The organism is Flavobacterium psychrophilum (assembly GCA_001708385.1).
Taxonomy (GTDB): domain Bacteria; phylum Bacteroidota; class Bacteroidia; order Flavobacteriales; family Flavobacteriaceae; genus Flavobacterium; species Flavobacterium psychrophilum_A.
Genome location: CP012388.1, coordinates 3,747,944 through 3,767,629, shown reverse-complemented (window position 1 = coordinate 3,767,629; position 19,686 = coordinate 3,747,944). Strand labels below are relative to the sequence as shown.

The following is a 19,686-nucleotide window of genomic DNA, read 5'->3' as shown; positions in this document are numbered from 1 at the left end:
ATTAAAGTGGGCTCTGGCTTCCACTGTATTGATTGAGTGAAAGCGAAATTAGGTAAATAAACTTTTACAAATTATAAAGAAATCTTAACGTTTCATTTTATTTTTGGAGACTGATGTAAACTAATTGTAAGGGAGGTTATTTGCTTGTCATATTGGCGGCAGGAAGAAACATTGCCCTGTCTTTCAAAAACATTCCAATCCATAATATTACTATAAAAACAGGTGCTATGAGCGGTTGTCTACCCGACAATTCTAACGCTGTTGCTCCGGCAAAATAACAACTCCCCAAAAGGAAACCTATTTTGGATGTTCTGGGATAAACCAACAGCAGCCCGGCCAGTAAAGAAATCGTCCCTATATAAGGCAAATAATCGGTATAGCCATATTTGGCCAGATTCTTCATTATCTCTTCGGGCTCTGCTTTTGCTATCTTCATTACACCGCCCAGTATTAGCATAAATCCAATTAATGAAATAAGTACTACAGACACTATGCCTTTTGTTTTTGTAACCATGTTTAAATTTTTTAGCATTATTAATTGCCGTAAAAGTATTTACATTTGCTATCTGATATATAGTACTATCCCGGAGTATAGCGCTATACAAAATGATAGTATCGCAATAAACAACTGAAAACAAGGCTATAGTATGATTACAAGAGAAAGTTGCCCCGAGAGCGTTCTAGCAATAAAAGATGCGTTAGAAGCGCTTGAAGGAAGGTGGAAAATACTCATATTACTCGCACTATCTAACGGAAACAAGCGGTTTAAGCAGATATCGAAAGAAGTCGGAGGTATTACAGACAAGATGCTCTCTAAAGAGCTAAAGCTTCTGGAAGGGAATAAACTTATAAAGAGAGAGGTATATGATACCTTTCCTCCAACGGTAGAATACTCAATTACAGCGCATGGAAAATCTATAGAAATCGTGCTGGGGTCCTTATACCATTGGGGTCAAAAACACAGAAAGGAAGTTTTAGGATAATAAAAAAGCGGTAAAAAATGTACCGCTTTACTATATATTTAAATTTTAACGTCTGTAATCTGCCTCTTCCTTCTAACACGATTAAGGCTCTCGCGCCCCATGCCCAGATAGGATGCTAAAACAGTAAGTGGTACCCTTTGCAATATATGCGGATTCGTCCTGGCTATATGTTCGTAACGTTCGGTAGGTGTGTACAGGTTAAAGATATCGGCATACTCTTCCATCCTTGCGGCAGTATAGCTAAGGCAGTTTTTACCTAAAATCGCAATTTCAGGCATTTCGGCACCGGCTTCAATCAATTTAGCCTTATCAAAAACAATCGCAGTTACAGGTTCGGAGGCCTCAATATTATATCCTGACTTCTCACCCGTAGAGTAACTCCTGTTATTAGTTACTATCTCACCATCAAAATGAAGTGACGTGTTAACCTCTGCTCCGTCTGCAATATGAAAAGCCCTGACAAAACCTTCTTCTATAAAGAAAAGTGAATTACAAACCTCTCCGGCAGCAAGCAGAAGCTCGCCTTTTGCAAAAGTCTTTTTAGAAAGTGCAGGAAGCAGCGTTTCCCACAGTTCAGGAGAAAATCCTGCGAGTGACTTAACGTATGTAATTAATTTTTGCATAGCTTTATTTTTTATAGCTAATTTAAATACAATATGTTACGGTTGATTTTCATTTAACTTTTCTTTGGATATTTATCGTAAAAAAACAGTGTTATTATTTTGTTATCGTCAGCTCTGCTTAACCTTTTGATTAAGAATTTGACAATTACTTTACGTTTTGAAAACACAGCACCCTTATATCTTAACAGTATAGTATTCCTTCTCTAACCCTCAAACAATCTTTATGGTTGATTTTTGCAGCAATCGAATTTAACCTCTGCTTAAAAAATTAACCAATGCTAAACAATTACTTAAAAAAAGGAATTTTGCTTGCGGGACTATGCCTTTCGGCACAGTACTCTGGTGCGCAGACTTTACTTCATTACTGGAACTTTAACGACAGTGCCTCACTGCAAACACTTACTACTCCTAATAATGGAAACGGAAGTATTTTAGTGACTGCAGGCCCTAACGGTAATCTTGCACAGTTTTCAGGAACAGGCCAGGGCTTTGGCACACTGAATGCCCAGGGCACAGACGAGGCAGGTGCTCACCTTCGCTTCAACAATCCTATTGGCGGAACTATAGTATTGTCGGTTCCATCAACAAACTACGAAAATATAATTGTGAAATTTGCAACCCGCCGTTCCGGTCAGGGTGCAGGTACACAAACATGGTCTTATTCTACAGACGGAACTACATACACTGTACTAACAACTGTAACTCCTGTAGATGGCGACCCTACACTTGCAACATTGGATCTTTCTGCTATACCGGCAGCTGACGATAATGCTAACCTAAAACTTAAGGTAGAATTCACCGCAGGCCCGGGTGCGTCAGAAGGTAACAACCGTTTTGATAACCTTTCGGTTGAAGGTTCTACAATTGGCGGTGGTGATACTGCTGCTCCGGTTGCTCTTATAACACCCGCTAACAATGCAACAAACCAGGCAGTGAATGTTCACCCGACAATCACGCTTAACGAGCCTGTACGACTTATAAATAATACAGCAATAAACAACACAAACGTAGATGCACTTGTTGAGCTTCGCCTTAACAATGCAACAGGAACAGTTGTTCCGTTTGATGCTACTTTTGCTGACAATACTATTACAATTGTACCTGCTACTGCTCTTTTAAACGGACAACAGTACTATGTTGCGCTTCTTGGCAACACAATACAAGACCTTAGCAACAACGCTTTGGCAGAAACAAAATCGGCTGTATTTTCAACTATCGCTGTTCAGTCGCCAATCGCAGCTGGCGATATGGTATTTACGGCATACAGAATGAGTGCTACAAGTACAGAAGACGAAATTGCCTTGCTTACATTCGTAAACATTGCTCAGGGAACTTTTATTACCCTTACCGATTCAAAATATACTACCAATGCTACGCCACAGTGCGCTAACGGTATTGTATGGACAGCTACAGAGTGTGTTCCTGCAGGATCGGTTATATCAATACAAACCTCGGCACTTGTTGCCAATACAGGTACGGTTACAGGATCGGGTTTCGGACTTAGCTCTAACGGTGACCAGGTAATTGTGTATACCGGTACTGCTACTGCGCCAAACTATATAACAGCATTTACATCTAACGGATGGGTTACTGCCAACACAACGTGCAATGGAAGCCTTTCTATGCTACCTGCCGGACTTACTGATGGTACAAATGCGCTAAACCTTAGCACCAACCCTGCTAACGTTAGCGGAAACACAGCTAACGCTTTTTACAACGGAACTCAAAATGCAGCTACAGCAAACCTAAGGGCTTCAATCCTTAATCCTGCTAACTGGACTGCAGTTCCTGCTGACAGCGCTGCACAGGTATGGCCTGCATGGGCTTTCCCGGGTGCGCCAACAGTTCAGAATGCTGTAGTATCAAACGGTACAACAATCGTACTTACTTTTAACAATGCGCTACAGGCTGCATCTGCAACCAATGTAGATAACTATACAGGTATCGCAGGACTTACTTCTGCTGTACTTAACGATAAAACAGTAACGCTTACCTTTTCAACTCCATTTGCACAAGGTGGCGAATACACGCTTACTGTAGATAACCTGGTAGATGCTACAGGCCTTGAAATGGCTTGTGCTTATAGCTTCACTTTTGATTACAGCACTAAAGTGTCTTTTGCTAAAGATTTTGTTGTTGTAAACGAAGATCATGCTACGCTTAACTTTGTTGTAAACCTTGAAAGCCCTGCGGCAGGATCGGTAGACCTTGTACTTAAAGCTGCGCCGTTTAGCACTGCGACAGCAGGTGAAGATTTTACCTTTGCTACACAAACGCTTACGTTTACAGCAAACAGCCCGCTTACGCAGACTATCACTATTCCGATCATCGATGATACTAATGAAGAGCAACACTCAGAATACTTTGTTCTTAGCCTTGAAAACGCTAATAGCATTACAATAGCTGGCGAATCTTTAGCTACAATCTATATTAAAGATAACGACAGGCTTGCTCCGGTGCCTAACCAGTCTATAGAACTTGAGTACGTTAGAAGTTTTGACCCGTCAGGAACAAATTCAAGTACTTGCGAAATCGTAGTGTACGATGCTCCTAGTAAAAAGCTATTCACTACAAGTGCAGTTGCAGGTTTCCTTGACGTTATTGATTTCTCTGATCCTACAGCTCCTGTAGTGAAAAAATCTATCGATATGAAACCTTACGGTGGTGTAACCAGTGTTGCAGTAAGAAACGGACTTGTTGCTGTTGCTTCTCCAAATACTTTAGAACACCTTGACGGATCGGTTGTATTCTTTGATGTTAATGGTAATCTTATCAAACAGGTGACTGTTGGTGCGCTTCCTGATAATATCTCTTTTACTCCCGACGGAACAAAAGTGCTTACTGCAAATGAAGGCCAGCCGAAAACGGATTACACTATTGACCCTGAAGGATCGGTTAGTATTATCGATATCAGCGGTGGTGCTGCCAACCTGACCCAAAACAATGTTATAACATTATATTTTACTGAATTTAACGCACAGGAATCTGCTCTATTGGCTTCTGGTGTGAGGAAACTGAAGTCAAGCAGTACCCTGTCGGAAGATTTAGAACCTGAATATATTACTACAGCTGCCGATTCTCAAAAAGCATGGGTTACCCTGCAGGAGAACAACGCTATCGCGGAGATTAACCTTGTTGATAAAACGATTACATCACTATGGGCACTTGGTACTAAAGATCACAGCAAACCGGGCAATGGTTTTGATATCTCAGACAACAACGGTGAGATACTTATTGCTAACTGGCCAATAAAATCGTACTACCAGCCCGATGGTGCTGCTACGTACAACGTAAACGGTGTTAACTACATTGTTACAGCTAACGAAGGTGACGAAAAAGATTATACAAATTTTGTTGAGAGAACAAATGTAGGCGCTGATACCTACAACCTTGATACTACAGCGTACCCACAGGCTGCAATGCTTAAAAAATCGCACAATGCAGGCCGTTTCAGGGTTACCGCTTTTGATGGTAAAACACAGGATGGTACTGCTTACAACCAGATGTTTGCCTTAGGGTCACGCTCGTTCTCGATCTTTAATGCTGATACTAAAGAATTAGTATACGATAGTGGTGACGATTTCGAAATGTATACTGCTACAGCTCCTTCTATCAACCCGATCTTTAACTCAGACCACGAGAGCAACACATTCAAAAACCGTAGCCGTGCTAAAGGCCCGGAAGCAGAAGGTGTAACTGTTGCCGAGATTATGGGTAAAACATTTGCCTTTGTTGGCCTTGAGCGTATTGGTGGTGTTATGGTATATGATGTAACAAACCCTGCCGATGTTAAGTTTGTTGACTATAAAAACAACAGAAGTGTTTCGGCATATGATGGCGATCACGGTCCGGAAGGCATCATCCACATTAAAGCTGCTGAAAGCCCAACGGGTAAAGACTACATCATTGTAGCAAACGAAATAAGCGGTACACTTACAATATTCGAGGTAAACACTGCAAACCTTGGTACGCCAGGATTTGATGCTGAGCCTAAAACATTCGTTGTATTCCCTAACCCATCTGTAAACGGTGTGGCTTACTTTAACCGCGCTGCAGACATTGAAGTATACGACTACAGCGGTAAACTGATACATTCGGCCAAACAGGCCCTTACTATAGATACATCGAGAATGGCAGCAGGTATATACCTGGTTAAAACTTCTGAAGGTATCGTGAAACAACTACTCGTTAAATAGAGCAAAAGATTCGTGTTTTTTAATTTTTTCATTGAAAGTCCTGCCCCTCAAAAGGCAGGATTTTATCATTTGCAAAAAATCCATTTACATATCCTCTACTCCGTATTTGACTCCATTCTTTTTAAAGAAATCTTTTAATACCTCAAATCGGGAAAAACATTCTTCCACCTGGGAATATGAATTAATGTCTGAATGAGGAAAAATATTCGTTTTAAAACATTCAAAACATATTTCAAAAACGCAAATAACCTGGCCTTTTTCATCTAGAAACAAAACAGAATTCCGTGGAGTATAACATGCATATTCGCTTGTTATCATCGGTCTTTTCGATTTATCGCTAACCGTATAATTAACCAGTATATTGCTAAACTCATTTAGCTGTTCCTTACCGAGTATAGCTTCCTCTTTAACCTTGTACGAAGTTTTAAATTCCTTAATCAATATATTCCAGGTCTTAATAATTTTGTTTACACTATTAAAACCTATGGTATCTCCGTGATTTAAAAGACCATCGGTTCCTCCAAGATAAGATATTAGCACCGCTTTCTTCGCTTTGTTAAAAGGGAACATTTTATTCCTTTCCTCTACTGTTTTCTTGCCATACCAGCCGCATTTTAATTCCTGAGAGTAAGAATTCTGAAATAACAAGGCAGATATGACAATAAATAAAATCCTGACTTTGGGTTTCATTAGCTGAAATTTTTATGATAAATATAAAAAATCTTGTCCGAAAATTAAAACCTACAAGGTTTACAAAACCTGGCAGGCTGAAAAGAATAAGACATAGTTTCCTCCGTAGCTCGACTTTTAATATGGGGTAAAAGCAATTTATGATGCTTTGCCCCAGGCTTCAGACGTAGGATGTAATAAAAAACCAAACAAAAACCCTCTGCATTGCAGAGGGTTCATATTTACAAAAAGCAGAAACGATTACTGTCTCTTAAGCTTATGTTCAAGGTAAAGGTTTACTTCGCCATTAATAAGCGAATAGCCAATAGCTTTTTGCTGCTCCAGCCTGTCGGTAAACAATATCCCCATCAGGTGGTCTATTTCATGTTGGAAGATAACCGCTGTAAAACCTTCTACCATTTCATCATGGTACTTGCCATTACGGTCGTAATACGTGATCTGAATGGTGTAGTGACGAAGCACGTCTTCGCGAAGGTCGGGTATAGAAAGGCATCCCTCTGCCCCTTTTCGCATCAGTGCAGAACTCCATTTTATCTTTGGGTTCAGGTATTCCTGAATCGGCTCTCCCGGCTTGTCAAAACGCTGAACCAATATTACATTACGGTTAATGCCAATTTGCGGTGCAGCAATACCTACTCCTGTGTTAGCAGGATCGGTTACTGTAGCCAGCATACGGTCTAAAAGTAAAGGCAGCGATTCGTCTTTAAGGCTTACATCAAACGATGCCGACTTAAGTACTTTCGCATCATCTGCATTGGTAATTTGCAACACGCGAAGCATTGTTGTGCGTGTACCCGAGTTAACAATTGCCTTTTCAGCTTCTGTTAATTTCTGAGCCTCAACACTACAAGCCAGCATTAGAAAAAGCGAAGTAATTATAGCTTTTTTCATGATTAGATTCCCGCTACTGCTTTAATCTCATCAATAATCCTAACGGCTAAAGCATCGGCTTTATCCTGCGTTTGCGCTTCGGTATAAATCCTGATAATAGGTTCGGTATTCGATTTTCTAAGATGTACCCACTCTTCAGCAAAATCAATCTTTACACCATCAATAGTAGATATATCCTCGCTTTTGTATTTATCGGCCATAGTTACAAGAATAGCATCCACATCAATCTGCGGTGTAAGTTCAATCTTGTTTTTACTCATATAGTATTGAGGATAAGATGCCCTTAAAGCAGCCACACTCATTTTCTTTTCTGCAAGATAGGTAAGGAACAAAGCTACCCCCACCAGTGAGTCACGACCGTAATGAAGTTCCGGGTAAATGATACCACCATTACCTTCACCACCTATAATAGCATTGTTCTTTTTCATCATCTCTACAACATTAACCTCGCCCACAGCACTAGCCTCGTAGCTGCCGCCATGTTTTTGGGTAATGTCGCGAAGCGCGCGCGACGATGACATGTTAGATACCGTATTGCCCGGAGTTTTGCTCAGTACATAATCGGCACATGCCACAAGTGTGTACTCCTCGCCAAACATCTCGCCATCATCAGAGATGAATGCAAGACGGTCAACATCAGGATCTACAACCACACCAAAGTCGGCTTTCTCTTTAACCACAAGTTCGCAGATGTCGCCAAGGTGTTCCTTAAGCGGTTCGGGGTTGTGAGGAAAATGCCCGTTAGGCTCACAGTATAGTTTTACTACCTCTACGCCCATCAGCTTCAAAAGCTTAGGAATAATAATACCGCCCGATGAGTTAACACCGTCTACCACTACCTTAAAACCTGCTTTTTTAACCGCCTCGGCATCTACCAATGGCAGGTTAAGTACCTCATCAATATGGATATCCATGTAGGCATCGTTAACGGTAACTTCGCCAAGGCTATCCACATCGGCAAAATCAAAAGCTTCGTTATCGGCGATCTCCAATATTTTAGCACCATCGGCACCACTAAGGAATTCTCCTTTTTCGTTTAGTAATTTAAGCGCATTCCACTGTTTAGGGTTATGGCTTGCAGTAAGTATAATACCACCGTCGGCTTTTTCAAGCGGTACGGCAACCTCGACAGTTGGCGTTGTAGAAAGCCCAAGGTCGATAACATCAATACCTAAACCTACAAGTGTATTAACCACAAGGTTTTGTATCATTGCACCCGAAATACGGGCATCGCGTCCTATTACAACAGTTAGTTTGTCTTTGCCGGCATGGCCTTTAAGCCATGTTCCGTATGCAGAAGCAAACTTTACGGCATCTACAGGGGTTAGGTTATCTCCGGTTTTGCCCCCGATAGTCCCCCTTATGCCTGATATCGATTTAATTAGTGTCATATTTGGTTTGTGAATTTTAGTCCTACAAATATACAGTTTACACCATAGTTAACATTTAGATAATGGGACGATTTTGTTAACAGTTTCTTAAAACCGCCATTAAAGGGTGACTATCATTGTAAATACAAAACTTTTCGGTAAATTGTACCTATGAACTTTCTAGCACACATATACCTTTCGGGCGATAATGACCTTGTGAAATTAGGCAATTTCATGGCCGATGGCATTCACGGTAAACCCACCGATTTTCCTGCAGATGTGCAGAAAGGAATTTTATTGCACCGCGCCATTGACACTTATACCGATGCGCACCCTATTTTCAGGCAGGGCACCAAACGCCTGCATGCGCGCTACCATCATTATGCCGGCGTAATTATGGATATTTATTACGACCACTTCCTGGCAAAGAACTGGGCGAAATACCATAGTGATTCACTGGAGGATTTCGTAGCAGCTTTTTATAAAGCGCTGGAAAACAACTATGACATTCTTACCGAACGCACCAAGGGCATGATGCCGCATATGATACAGCACAACTGGCTGGTGAGCTATGCTACCACAGATGGCATAGGGAAGATCCTGACACAGATGGATCACCGTACCAAATTAAAATCGGGTATGCGAACCTCTATAGATGAGCTGCTTGAATTTTATGATGAATATGAGGCTGAGTTCACTGCATTTTTCGAAGAAATGCGTGCTTACGTAAAAGAGAAAACGGTTGAACTTGAAGGCGAAGCAGCATGATGATTCCCTACAACCTTATAACCTATGTATTGATTATAGTAGCTGCTATTGTAGCCTTCCTGATTTATCGCAACAGGAAAAACATTCAGCAATCTATTGATAATGATATGGATGCTATTGAAGACCTGAACTATACCGATCGGGAGATTGAAATGTACCTGCATAAACACCAGGGGAACCAACTCGTCTGACCTGATTACATATAAGAACAACAACCATCTCCCAGACAAGGAAGAATACGCCATTGATAAAATTCTTTCCGAGAGACAGGCACCACCTCCGCCAACAAATCCTTAAAAATTACATAATTTCGCGGAAAAATTTTAACAAATGGCTTAACTTAGCGTATTATTACATTTCCCAAAATTTTTCAGTCACAAAAAATGCAAAATCGTAAAGTTTCAAAGGTCAGATTATTTTTCAGGAATAACCTCCGCCATCTTGAGACCCTATTTTTCGTACTAAAAAGCCTGCTATCTGAAAGGCATTTCATTTACCTTTCGTGCGTTGTAGTAGCTATATCTACTGCCCTTGCGGTAATTATACTTAAAACGTTTGCACACAACGTTTTCCTCTTTGCTAATTATGTAAATGGCTATCTTAAACTGCCGTATATTAACAGTATACTACCCGTTGTAGGTATTTTACTAACCGTATTCGTTGTGAAACGCGTACTCGACGGACGTGTGGAAAAAGGAAGCTCACGCATTTTGTATGCCGTTGCCCGAAAAGGCGGTATCATGCCGAGAAAGCAAATGTACGCCCAGATAATAACCAGCTCGCTTACAGTAGGTTTGGGAGGGTCAGCCGGACTTGAGTCACCCATCACCATTACCGGTGCCGCATTTGGGTCTAACTTTGCACAGAAATATAAATTATCCCAGAAAGACAGGATATTACTACTTGCCTGCGGTGTCGCAGCTGGTATTGCCGCCGCTTTTAACGCCCCAATCGCCGGGGTGCTCTTTGCCATTGAGGTGGTACTTACCGATGTTACCATTACTGCCTTTATCCCCATTATGATATCGGCAGCCACAGGTGCACTTATATCTACCATTGTACTTAATGAAGAAGTATTGTTATCCTTCAGGCAGGAACAAGCCTTTGATTATCATAATATTCCGTACTACGTATTGATAGGACTACTTGCAGGATTCGTATCATTGTACCATGCGAGGACCTTCCAGAAGGTGGAGGCACACTTTGCAAGACTTCGTATAAAAGGCTACCGCAAAGCGTTGTATGGCGCTATACCATTAGCATTACTGATATTCATGGTTCCTACGCTTTTTGGTGAGGGATATGAAACAATAAGGATACTTAGCAACGCTAACCCTGAAGTACTGTTAGACAACACCATCGTAGAACGCTTTAAAGATAACGGGTGGGTACTACTGCTGTTCACCGGAATTACAATACTATTAAAAGCCTATGCCACAGGACTTACGCTTGCTAGCGGAGGTAATGGAGGTAACTTTGCTCCTTCCTTGTTTGTGGGTTCTTACCTGGGCTTTTTCGTGGCTAAGTTCTTTACCCTGATAGGCTTCTCTAATATTCCGGTAGGGAATTTTACTATTGTAGGAATGGCGGGAATACTAAGCGGGTTATTCCATGCACCGTTAACAGCCATCTTCCTAATTGGTGAAATTACAGGCGGTTACAACCTTATGGTGCCGCTAATGATCGTATCATCGATAAGCTTTGCGGTATCAAAACAGTTTGAAAAACACTCTATGGATGTAAAACACTTAGCTGCTAAAGGACAGGTATTTACAACCGACAAAGACAAAAATATACTATCAGGAATTGATATTCTTGACGTGATAGATACTGATGTGCAGACCCTTTCGCCTAACCAAAAAGGTGAAGACGTTGTTGGCTTGATGGCTACCACCAAACAGACTGTGTTTGCGGTTATTGACGAGAAAAAACGACTACTCGGCATTGTTGATTTCGATAAGCTAAGGCATATATTATTCAACACTTTCCAGATAAAATATACCCCGCTAAACGAGATGATGAGCGCTCCTCCCGAAGTCGCCTGTATGGAAGATTCTATTGAGATGATCATGGAGAAATTTGAGGCTACCAACACTGATTATCTGCCTCTTATAAAAGAAGACCGCTATCACGGCTTTATCTCTAAAGCTAAAATATTGGAGTGTTACAGGGCTAAGCTTAGGGAAATGATTATTGAGTAACCGTTAAGTTTAGTTAAAGTTACCACGATTCCATTTGCCGTTTTATAACTTTATAAGTATATGTTATACTTATGAAATCTACTGATTTATACGATGTTATCATTATTGGAGGCAGTTATGCCGGGCTTTCGGCAGCAATGTCACTGGGCAGGTCGCTACGTAAAGTACTCGTTATAGACAGCGGCAATCCGTGCAACAAACAAACTCCTTTTGCGCACAATTTCCTTACAAATGATGGCATTAACCCACATGAATTACGCAATACATCTAAAACACAAATAGCTGAATACAAAACAGTTGAACTGATAAACGGACTAACAGTTGATGCTATTCCTTTGGAAAACAGCTTTGAAGTTATTACCGAAATTGGACAGAAATACACCTCTAAAAAGCTGCTTTTTGCTACCGGAGTAACCGATACACTTCCTCATATACAAGGCTTTAGCGAATGCTGGGGCATAAGTGTACTGCACTGCCCCTACTGTCATGGCTATGAAGTTAAAAGTCTGAAAACAGGCGTTTTAGGAAATGGCGATATGGGTTTTGAGCTGGCAAAGGTTATAAGTCACTGGACAGACGATCTTACACTCTATACAAATGGCACAAGCACTCTCACACCCGACGAAGTTTTAAAACTCAACAAACACAATATCAAAGTAGTAGAAAATGAAATTGATTATATTGAACATGAAAACGGGCAGATAAAACAGCTTCATTTTAAGGATACTACATCAGAGGAAATGGCTGCCTTATACACCCAATTACCCTTTATCCAGCAATGCCCTATTCCTGAAAAACTGGGTTGCGACTTAACCGAAAAAGGCTTCATCTTCGTAAATAAGTGTATGGAATCGACAGTTAATGGTGTTTTTGGTGCAGGCGACTGCCTTTCGCTATTCCGATCTATCGCACATGCTGTGGCTCAGGGAAATAAGGCCGGAGCCATCATCAATAAATGCCTTATTGAGGAAGAATTTTAAGCATGTAATATTGCACTTTATGTTCGTAAAACGCGATTTTGCTGCGTAATATTAGTCCATGTAAAACACTGGTAATCAAACCCAACAAAAACAATGTTACGCTTTTGGTTTTTCTGTTTTTGGCATAAATCGAGCTTCAAATTCGATACCCGAAATAAAAAAATAGCTGCCGGAATCCGGCAGCTATTTTTTGTGAATTTATCCTGAAATAATATACTGATCGGTATATTATTTGTTTCCTTTTTCAAAATCGGCAACAAATTGTGCAAGGCCAATATCAGTAAGAGGGTGTTTTAATAATCCTGTAATTGCAGAAAGAGGGCCTGTCATAACATCGGCACCAATCTTAGCGCAATTTACAATGTGCATAGTATGGCGAACTGAAGCAGCAAGTATCTCAGTCTCATATCCGTAGTTATCATAGATCAAACGAATCTCTTCAATTAGCGCAAGGCCATCAGTAGAAATATCATCCAAACGTCCAATAAACGGTGACACATATGTAGCACCTGCCTTAGCAGCAAGCAACGCCTGGCCAGCAGAGAATACAAGCGTAACATTTGTTTTTATTCCCCTGTCAGAGAAATATTTAGCAGCTTTTACGCCATCTTTGGTCATTGGTAATTTTACAACGATCTGCTCATGAAGTTCGGCAAGTTCTTCACCTTCTTTCACCATGCCATCAAAATCAAGGGCATTTACCTCAGCACTTACGTCGCCTTCAACAATATTACAAATGTCAACATAATGTTTAAGGATATTGTCTTTACCTGTAATACCTTCCTTTGCCATTAGCGAAGGGTTTGTAGTTACACCATCAAGAACGCCAAGTTCCTGAGCTTCTTTAATTTGTGCAAGATTTGCAGTGTCAATAAAAAATTTCATTGTTATAATAATTATGTTGTTGCTATTTAATTAAAACCTGTAGCTGGCTACTATACCCAAATCCATTCTCAGCAGGCTTTCCTGATTATCACGCCCAAGTGTCAGCTTATCCTTGAATCCATCAGGGCCTTCGATATCATACTTGCGTATTGAACCACCAAGCAGTGCAAATTTAGGTCCCACTGAAAAGTTTTTAAAAGCTTCGTACTGATAGGCAACAGATATGGCAGAACCAAATGTACCGCCCGTAAGTGTATAGTTATCAATAGCAAAAGCATCGTTTTTATAACGCATATAACCTAATGCTGCTTCTAAAAGTCCGCTGTGCCTGCTTCCTGATCTACCAAATTTATAAATTTCGCCAATACCAAAAAATGAAATTGTAATCTCATCAGAAATATTTCCATATCCTGTTTCACCATTTGGAGCTGACACGTAAACTCCGTTAAGGCCTTCAGACGAATTGAATGAATTAAACTTTAAACCAAAACCAAGCTCCTTATTAATCATGTAGTAAGCACTTATGTCATAACTTACACCGGACTTTAGATTTTTAAGATACTCTCTTTGAATTCCTGTGTAACTTTTGTCAATTTTAGCCAGCCTATAAGCGTAGTTAAGATTTCCTGTTACTATAAATTTAGGATCTTTAGTTGTTGCCGCGTCATCCTGTGCGTGTACAGTCGTTGCTGCCGTCATAAAAAAAAGAGCAGCAATAAATAATTGTTTCATTTATTGGTATAAAATTAGATTGATTTGTGGTGCAAATCTACAATTTAAACTATACCACGCAATGGTTTTCGTTTATTTTAGAGAATAAAAAAACAGCATAACTTTTAGGCTATGCTGTTGATTATAGAGTGACTATATTTTAAAGCTTATAATGATTCATAAGCATCTTTTCATACATTTTACCCGGCAATATCCTCTTAAGGACTATTGAGAATTTCTGCATAAACACCCCTACTTTGTAGTGTACTTCGGGGTTAGGTGTTTTCATAATAGCATAAACAGCTTCCGCCATTTGCGTAGGGTCGCTGCCTGCATCAACATGGTCATTCATTGTGGCCAGTATGCCTCCGTATACATTTTCGTATGCCGAACCTTTTACTACCGGCGCATGGTAACGTCCAGCGGCAATATTGGTAGCAAAATCGCCCGGGGCAACAGTGGTTATGGTAATACCAAACTGTTTCACTTCCATACGTAATGCCTCACTGATAAGCTCTAACGCACCTTTACTTGCAGAATACACGCTTCTGTATGGCAATCCCATATAGCCTGCTATCGAGGTTACATTAATTATGAGTCCGCTTTTTTGGGCACGCATCTGCGGAAGCACGGCTTTCATTACCTCAATGGGTCCAAACAGGTTTGTCTCAAAGTTATTTTTAATTTCATCGGCGGGAATCTCTTCCAGTGGCCCTGTAATACCTACACCCGCATTGTTAATCAAGACATCTATAGTTCCGGCCTTGGTAATTACTTCGGCAACTGCCTCACTAATGCTTTGTGCATTGCGAACATCAAGCGCTACCAATGGAAAAACCGACCCAACCACACGCTCCGGGTTTCTACTGGTGCCGTATACGGTATAGCCTTTCGCATGAAGGAACTCTCCTATCGACTTGCCAATGCCCGACGAACCGCCGGTTATAAATATAACTTTGCTCATTATGTACTATTTGGATTGCGAAATTAATGTTTACCAAAGATAATAGCAAACGCAAAGGATAATTCAGCAGAGATAACGAATCATACTTTAAAATTAAAACGATAAATAGTTTTATAATAGATTTAAGTATGGCTACTCCTTATCCTTCGGAAAGGGTTGGAGTGAGGACACATTTACAAATTTTCGAACGGCATTACACCTTGTTGTCAAATTGACTATATTAGCAACTTACAACTACAACGATTGATGACTAAAAAACTTTACACTTTAGGACTACTCCTGTTGGGGATGCAAATGGCATTCTGCCAGTCAGGTACAGCGAATGAACTAACTATCTGCAACCCATTAAACTTTAATTACCGTTTTTGCCTCGATGCACCTTCAAGGCGCGAAGCAGCAGATCCTGTTATCGTAAACTTTAAAAAAGAATACTATCTATTTGCTTCTAAGTCTGGCGGATACTGGCATTCAACCAATCTTGCTGACTGGGATTTTATAACTTCTCCCGATCTTCCTTTTGAAGATTATGCCCCTGCCGTCGTTGTTATAGACGATGCAGTGTATTTTATGGCATCAACACAAAATACGCCCAATAGCAAAGTGTATAAATCCACTAACCCGAAATCGGGCAAATGGAAGGTGGTAAACGAGGCTTTTCCTTTCCCGGTTACTGATCCCGACCTTTTTCTGGATGATGACGGAAGGCTTTACCTGTATCACGGATGTTCTAACATCAAACCCATATATGGTATTGAACTGAACCGCAAGACATTTATGCCGATAGGAGAAGCTGTTGCGTGCTTTAATGAAGATACTGCAAATAACGGATGGGAACGTCCCGGTGACGACAATAAAAGTAAAGAAAAACCATGGACTGAAGGTGCGTGGATGACAAAGGTTAACGGAAATTATTACCTGCAATATTCTACACCCGGTACCGAATACAGAAGTTATTGCGATGGAGTTTATGTTGCCCAGTCGCCTCTTGGCCCATTCAGGCTTATGGAGAACAACCCGTTTTCATACCGACCGGGAGGTTTTGCTACTGCAGCCGGGCACAGCTGTACGTTTCAGGACAACTATGGCAACTACTGGCATATTACAACAAGTACCATTTCTGTAAAACACAATTTTGAAAGAAGGCTAAGCCTGTTCCCTGTATTTATAAATGATGAACAGAAAGCCTACACCTATACAGGCTATGGTGATTATCCGATGGTATTACCGCAAAAGAAATTTAGTAGCGAACAGGATTTTTCAACAGGTCAAATGTTGTTGTCATATAAAAAGCCTACTACTGCATCTTCCGCCATTGCAGGTCATGAAACAACTTTGGCTTCCGATGAAGATATAAGAACCTACTGGAGTGCTAAAACAGGTAATAAAGGCGAGTGGCTATCGATAGACCTTGAAAAAGAGTATACTGTAAATGCACTACAGCTTAATTTCGCAGAGCATGAAACTAAAGTATTCGGCAGGAATGATAAGATTTACTATCAATATACCGTAGAATATTCTGATGATGGAAAATCATGGAAAAAGCTGGTGGATAAATCAAAAAATAAAGCCGATGCACCGCACGATTATATTGTACTACAAAAACCGGTAACTGCACGCTATGTAAGGGTCAATAACCTGTACACGCCATCAGGTACTTTTGCAATATCAGATTTAAGGGTATTTGGTAAAGGCAATGGCGAAAAACCGGCTATAGTCTCGGAAATCAATATCAAAAGAAATACCGCAGACAGATGTTCTGTTACACTGCAATGGAAAAAAGATGATAAAGCCACCGGATACAACATCCGTTACGGAAGGAAGCACGATGAGCTGTATCTTAACTACCAGGTATATGGCAGTAACAGCATCGATATAAATTCCCTTTCAAACAAGGGCACCTATTATTTTAGTATTGAGAGTTTTAACGAAAACGGAATAACCAAAGCAACCGAAATTATTAAAGTAGACTAAGTATATTAGCAGCTTACAATAGCAACCATGAAAAAAATTATCCTAACAGTTCTATTATCCGGATCACTGGGTGTTTCCGCACAACAGATTATCCCTTTATATGAAGGAACTGTACCCAACAGTAAACCTTCAGAAATTAAAGAAGTAACTACCAATAACGGCTTTTATGCGGTAAGCAATGTATCTGTACCAACCCTTGCAATGTATAAACCTGCTAAGCAGTCACCCTTAAAAAGTGCTGTTATTATTTGTCCCGGCGGAGGTTATGGCGTTTTAGCTATGGGGCATGAAGGTGTAGATGTGGCAAAGGCTTTGAATGATATGGGCGTTACTGCCTTTATACTAAAATACCGCCTGCCGAACGATGCTATCATGAAAGATAAGAGCATTGCCCCGCTACAGGATTTACAGCAGGCTTTTAAGCTGGTTCGCGAACACGCCAAAGAATGGAATATAAATACGCAGAAACTTGGTGTTATGGGCTTTTCGGCTGGAGGGCATTTAGCCGCAACCGCGTCGACACAATTTAACAGAGAAGTGATAGACAATCCTAAAAATACTTCATTGCGTCCTGATTTTTCGGTATTGATCTACCCGGTAATAAGTTTTACAGACAAGCTGAAGCACATGGGCAGCCGTGAGAACCTTATTGGCAGGAATCCATCTGAAGCATTGATCAGACAATATTCAAACGAATTGCAGGTCACCAAAAACACGCCACCAACATTCCTTGTACACGCTGCCGACGATAGCGCTGTACCTATCGGCAACAGCAGGGTATATAAAGAAGCACTTATTAAAAACGGTGTAGCCTGCGAAATGGTTACCTACCTTCATGGCGAACATGGTTTCGGGATGAACAATCCTACTACCACCGATAAATGGATGGATGACCTAAAGAAATGGCTTATTGCAGGGAAATGGCTTTAGCTATTGTCGCCTTACCCTGCCACTATCCGAAAGGGAATAGCATGAAATCTAAATAACCTCACCACAGCCCTATCCTTCAGAGAGGGAGCCGTTACGTGTAAATTGGAATATTGACAACCTCATAATAGTTACGAGTGAGGTTCGCCCCCCTCTCCTTCGGAGAGGGGTTGGGGATAAGGTCAGTTTATAATGAAGAGTCTATTTACCTCAGATAAGGCCAAAAAAAAATCTCCCTAAAGGAGACTACTAAAAAAAGAAAAAATGGCAAGCGACCTACATCGCACCGCTCAACCACGTACCTTTGCTGTGTTCCCACCCTGGAGGAGTCAGTAGGAGCTGGTCGTGTAGGACTTGCCGCTGCAAATATACAATCTTTTTGTATTTTCGCAAGGCAATTGCCAGATATAAAATACAATTGTATATTGGCTTCATTATTTATTTGACCATGAAAAAACATAACTTATTAGCTTTCATTTTATTGGGAGCCGTTGTAGTATCGTGCGGCGATAGCGAAGAAGATAAAAAAAATTTATTTAGCATAGATGCAACCAACCTAAAGCAGCAATATCAGCCGCAGGAAACCCTTCCTTTACAGCTTACCAATGCCAAAAACAAGGAAATTGACTCGGTTATATATTATATTAACGATAAGAAAATAGCATCTTCTGTCGCTAACAAAAAGATTGACTTTCCTCTTAATGCACAAAAATTCGGTTACCAGAACATTAAAGCCCTTGTATATTACAATGGTGAGAATACCGAAACTACAGGCCGCGTAGAGTTAATGAGCAACGTAGATCCTAAAATTCTGAAATACGATATCGTAAATACCTACCCTCACGATATTACTGCCTATACACAGGGACTTGAGTTTTTACGCGATACACTTATAGAAAGTACAGGTAGCGGCGCAGGCCGTACAGGTAAACGGGCGGTATCTGATATAAGGAAATCGAATGCCAAAACAGGCGAAGTTTATAAAAGGACACAGCTTGATGCCGAAAACTTTGGTGAAGGCGCAACGGTGCTTAATAACAAAATATACCAGCTTACCTACAAACGTAACGAAGCGTATGTATATGATGCCAACACACTGGCTAAAATAAAGACGTTACCCTACTTTAAACAAATCGAAGGTTGGGGACTTACCAATGATGGTAAGAATCTGTACATGACAGATGGTTCCGAAAAGATTTATATTGTAGATCCGGAAACATTTAAAGAAATCGATTACCTGAATGTATATACTAAAGGTTCTAAAATTACCGATGTAAACGAACTGGAATGGGTAGATGGTAAAATCTACGGAAACGTATACCAGAAAAGCGCCATCGCTATCATAGATCCTAAAAATGGTGCTGTAGAAGGTATATTAGACCTTTCTGCACTAAAAAGCAAAGTAACACAGCACGAAGATCTTGATGTGCTTAACGGTATTGCTTATAACCCTAAAACCAAGACCTTCTTTGTTACCGGTAAAAACTGGGACAAGATGTTTGAGATACGTATTAAGGAGTAGGCAA

At 40.6% G+C, this 19,686-nt stretch carries 17 protein-coding genes; 9 read left to right on the top strand and 8 right to left on the bottom strand.

From position 1 onward, the window contains the following. Positions 1 to 136: 136 nt before the first annotated feature. On the bottom strand, positions 137 to 514 hold the full coding sequence (locus tag ALW18_16705; GenBank protein ID AOE54460.1) for a hypothetical protein: 378 nt from the start codon (positions 512 to 514) through the stop codon (positions 137 to 139). 133 nt (positions 515 to 647) lie between these two features. Here ALW18_16705 and ALW18_16700 point away from each other — a divergent pair, with 133 nt between their 5' ends. Beyond that, complete coding sequence (locus ALW18_16700) at positions 648 to 983, top strand: HxlR family transcriptional regulator (protein ID AOE53997.1); 336 nt, start codon at positions 648 to 650, stop codon at positions 981 to 983. A 38-nt stretch (positions 984 to 1,021) separates the two neighbouring features. On the opposite strand, the gene ALW18_16695 is transcribed toward ALW18_16700, so the two are convergent. Next, positions 1,022 to 1,606, bottom strand: a complete 585-nt coding sequence (locus tag ALW18_16695; protein ID AOE53996.1) for a hypothetical protein — start codon at positions 1,604 to 1,606, stop codon at positions 1,022 to 1,024. Positions 1,607 to 3,999: 2,393 nt separating this feature from the next. Here ALW18_16695 and ALW18_16690 point away from each other — a divergent pair. Then, on the top strand, positions 4,000 to 5,802 hold the full coding sequence (locus tag ALW18_16690; GenBank protein AOE54459.1) for a hypothetical protein: 1,803 nt from the start codon (positions 4,000 to 4,002) through the stop codon (positions 5,800 to 5,802). An 84-nt stretch (positions 5,803 to 5,886) separates the two neighbouring features. Here ALW18_16690 and ALW18_16685 read toward each other — a convergent pair whose 3' ends face one another. The 3 genes from ALW18_16685 to ALW18_16675 form a co-directional block, all read right to left on the bottom strand. Beyond that, positions 5,887 to 6,492, bottom strand: a complete 606-nt coding sequence (locus ALW18_16685; GenBank protein AOE53995.1) for a hypothetical protein — start codon at positions 6,490 to 6,492, stop codon at positions 5,887 to 5,889. Between the two features lie 240 nt (positions 6,493 to 6,732). Then, a complete protein-coding gene (locus tag ALW18_16680) occupies positions 6,733 to 7,350 on the bottom strand; it encodes a peptide deformylase (GenBank protein AOE54458.1) in 618 nt (205 codons plus the stop codon). 35 nt (positions 7,351 to 7,385) lie between these two features. Further along, positions 7,386 to 8,774, bottom strand: coding sequence for a phosphoglucosamine mutase (locus tag ALW18_16675; GenBank protein ID AOE53994.1), 1,389 nt, complete (start codon positions 8,772 to 8,774; stop codon positions 7,386 to 7,388). 150 nt (positions 8,775 to 8,924) lie between these two features. On the opposite strand from ALW18_16675, the gene ALW18_16670 reads away from it, so the two are divergent. The 4 genes from ALW18_16670 to ALW18_16655 all read left to right on the top strand — a co-directional run bounded on the left by ALW18_16670 (position 8,925) and on the right by ALW18_16655 (position 12,702). Beyond that, on the top strand, positions 8,925 to 9,521 hold the full coding sequence (locus ALW18_16670) for an ACP phosphodiesterase (protein ID AOE53993.1): 597 nt from the start codon (positions 8,925 to 8,927) through the stop codon (positions 9,519 to 9,521). Beyond that, positions 9,521 to 9,712, top strand: a complete 192-nt coding sequence (locus ALW18_16665; protein AOE53992.1) for a hypothetical protein — start codon at positions 9,521 to 9,523, stop codon at positions 9,710 to 9,712. The genes ALW18_16670 and ALW18_16665 overlap by 1 nt, the downstream gene beginning before the upstream one ends. Before the next feature lie 192 nt (positions 9,713 to 9,904). After that, on the top strand, positions 9,905 to 11,722 hold the full coding sequence (locus ALW18_16660; protein AOE53991.1) for a transporter: 1,818 nt from the start codon (positions 9,905 to 9,907) through the stop codon (positions 11,720 to 11,722). A 71-nt stretch (positions 11,723 to 11,793) separates the two neighbouring features. Further along, positions 11,794 to 12,702, top strand: coding sequence for a pyridine nucleotide-disulfide oxidoreductase (locus ALW18_16655; GenBank protein AOE53990.1), 909 nt, complete (start codon positions 11,794 to 11,796; stop codon positions 12,700 to 12,702). Positions 12,703 to 12,930: 228 nt separating this feature from the next. On the opposite strand, the gene ALW18_16650 is transcribed toward ALW18_16655, so the two are convergent. From ALW18_16650 to ALW18_16640, 3 genes are all read right to left on the bottom strand, one after another. Continuing rightward, complete coding sequence (locus ALW18_16650; GenBank protein AOE53989.1) at positions 12,931 to 13,587, bottom strand: transaldolase; 657 nt, start codon at positions 13,585 to 13,587, stop codon at positions 12,931 to 12,933. A gap of 30 nt (positions 13,588 to 13,617) precedes the next feature. After that, the gene (locus ALW18_16645; protein AOE53988.1) at positions 13,618 to 14,319 is read right to left on the bottom strand and encodes a hypothetical protein; all 702 of its coding nucleotides are present in this window, start codon (positions 14,317 to 14,319) and stop codon (positions 13,618 to 13,620) included. A gap of 139 nt (positions 14,320 to 14,458) precedes the next feature. Further along, positions 14,459 to 15,262, bottom strand: coding sequence for a short-chain dehydrogenase (locus ALW18_16640; protein AOE53987.1), 804 nt, complete (start codon positions 15,260 to 15,262; stop codon positions 14,459 to 14,461). Positions 15,263 to 15,508: 246 nt separating this feature from the next. On the opposite strand from ALW18_16640, the gene ALW18_16635 reads away from it, so the two are divergent. The 3 genes from ALW18_16635 (at position 15,509) to ALW18_16625 (ending at position 19,682) form a co-directional block, all read left to right on the top strand. Beyond that, positions 15,509 to 17,233 carry a carbohydrate-binding protein gene (locus ALW18_16635; protein AOE53986.1) on the top strand — a complete coding sequence of 575 codons (1,725 nt, stop codon included), beginning with the start codon at positions 15,509 to 15,511 and terminating at the stop codon, positions 17,231 to 17,233. 27 nt (positions 17,234 to 17,260) lie between these two features. Further along, positions 17,261 to 18,163: a 1,4-beta-xylanase gene (locus tag ALW18_16630; GenBank protein AOE53985.1), complete on the top strand. Its 903-nt coding sequence runs from the start codon at positions 17,261 to 17,263 to the stop codon at positions 18,161 to 18,163. A gap of 445 nt (positions 18,164 to 18,608) precedes the next feature. After that, on the top strand, positions 18,609 to 19,682 hold the full coding sequence (locus ALW18_16625; GenBank protein ID AOE53984.1) for a glutamine cyclotransferase: 1,074 nt from the start codon (positions 18,609 to 18,611) through the stop codon (positions 19,680 to 19,682). Positions 19,683 to 19,686 lie beyond the last annotated feature (4 nt).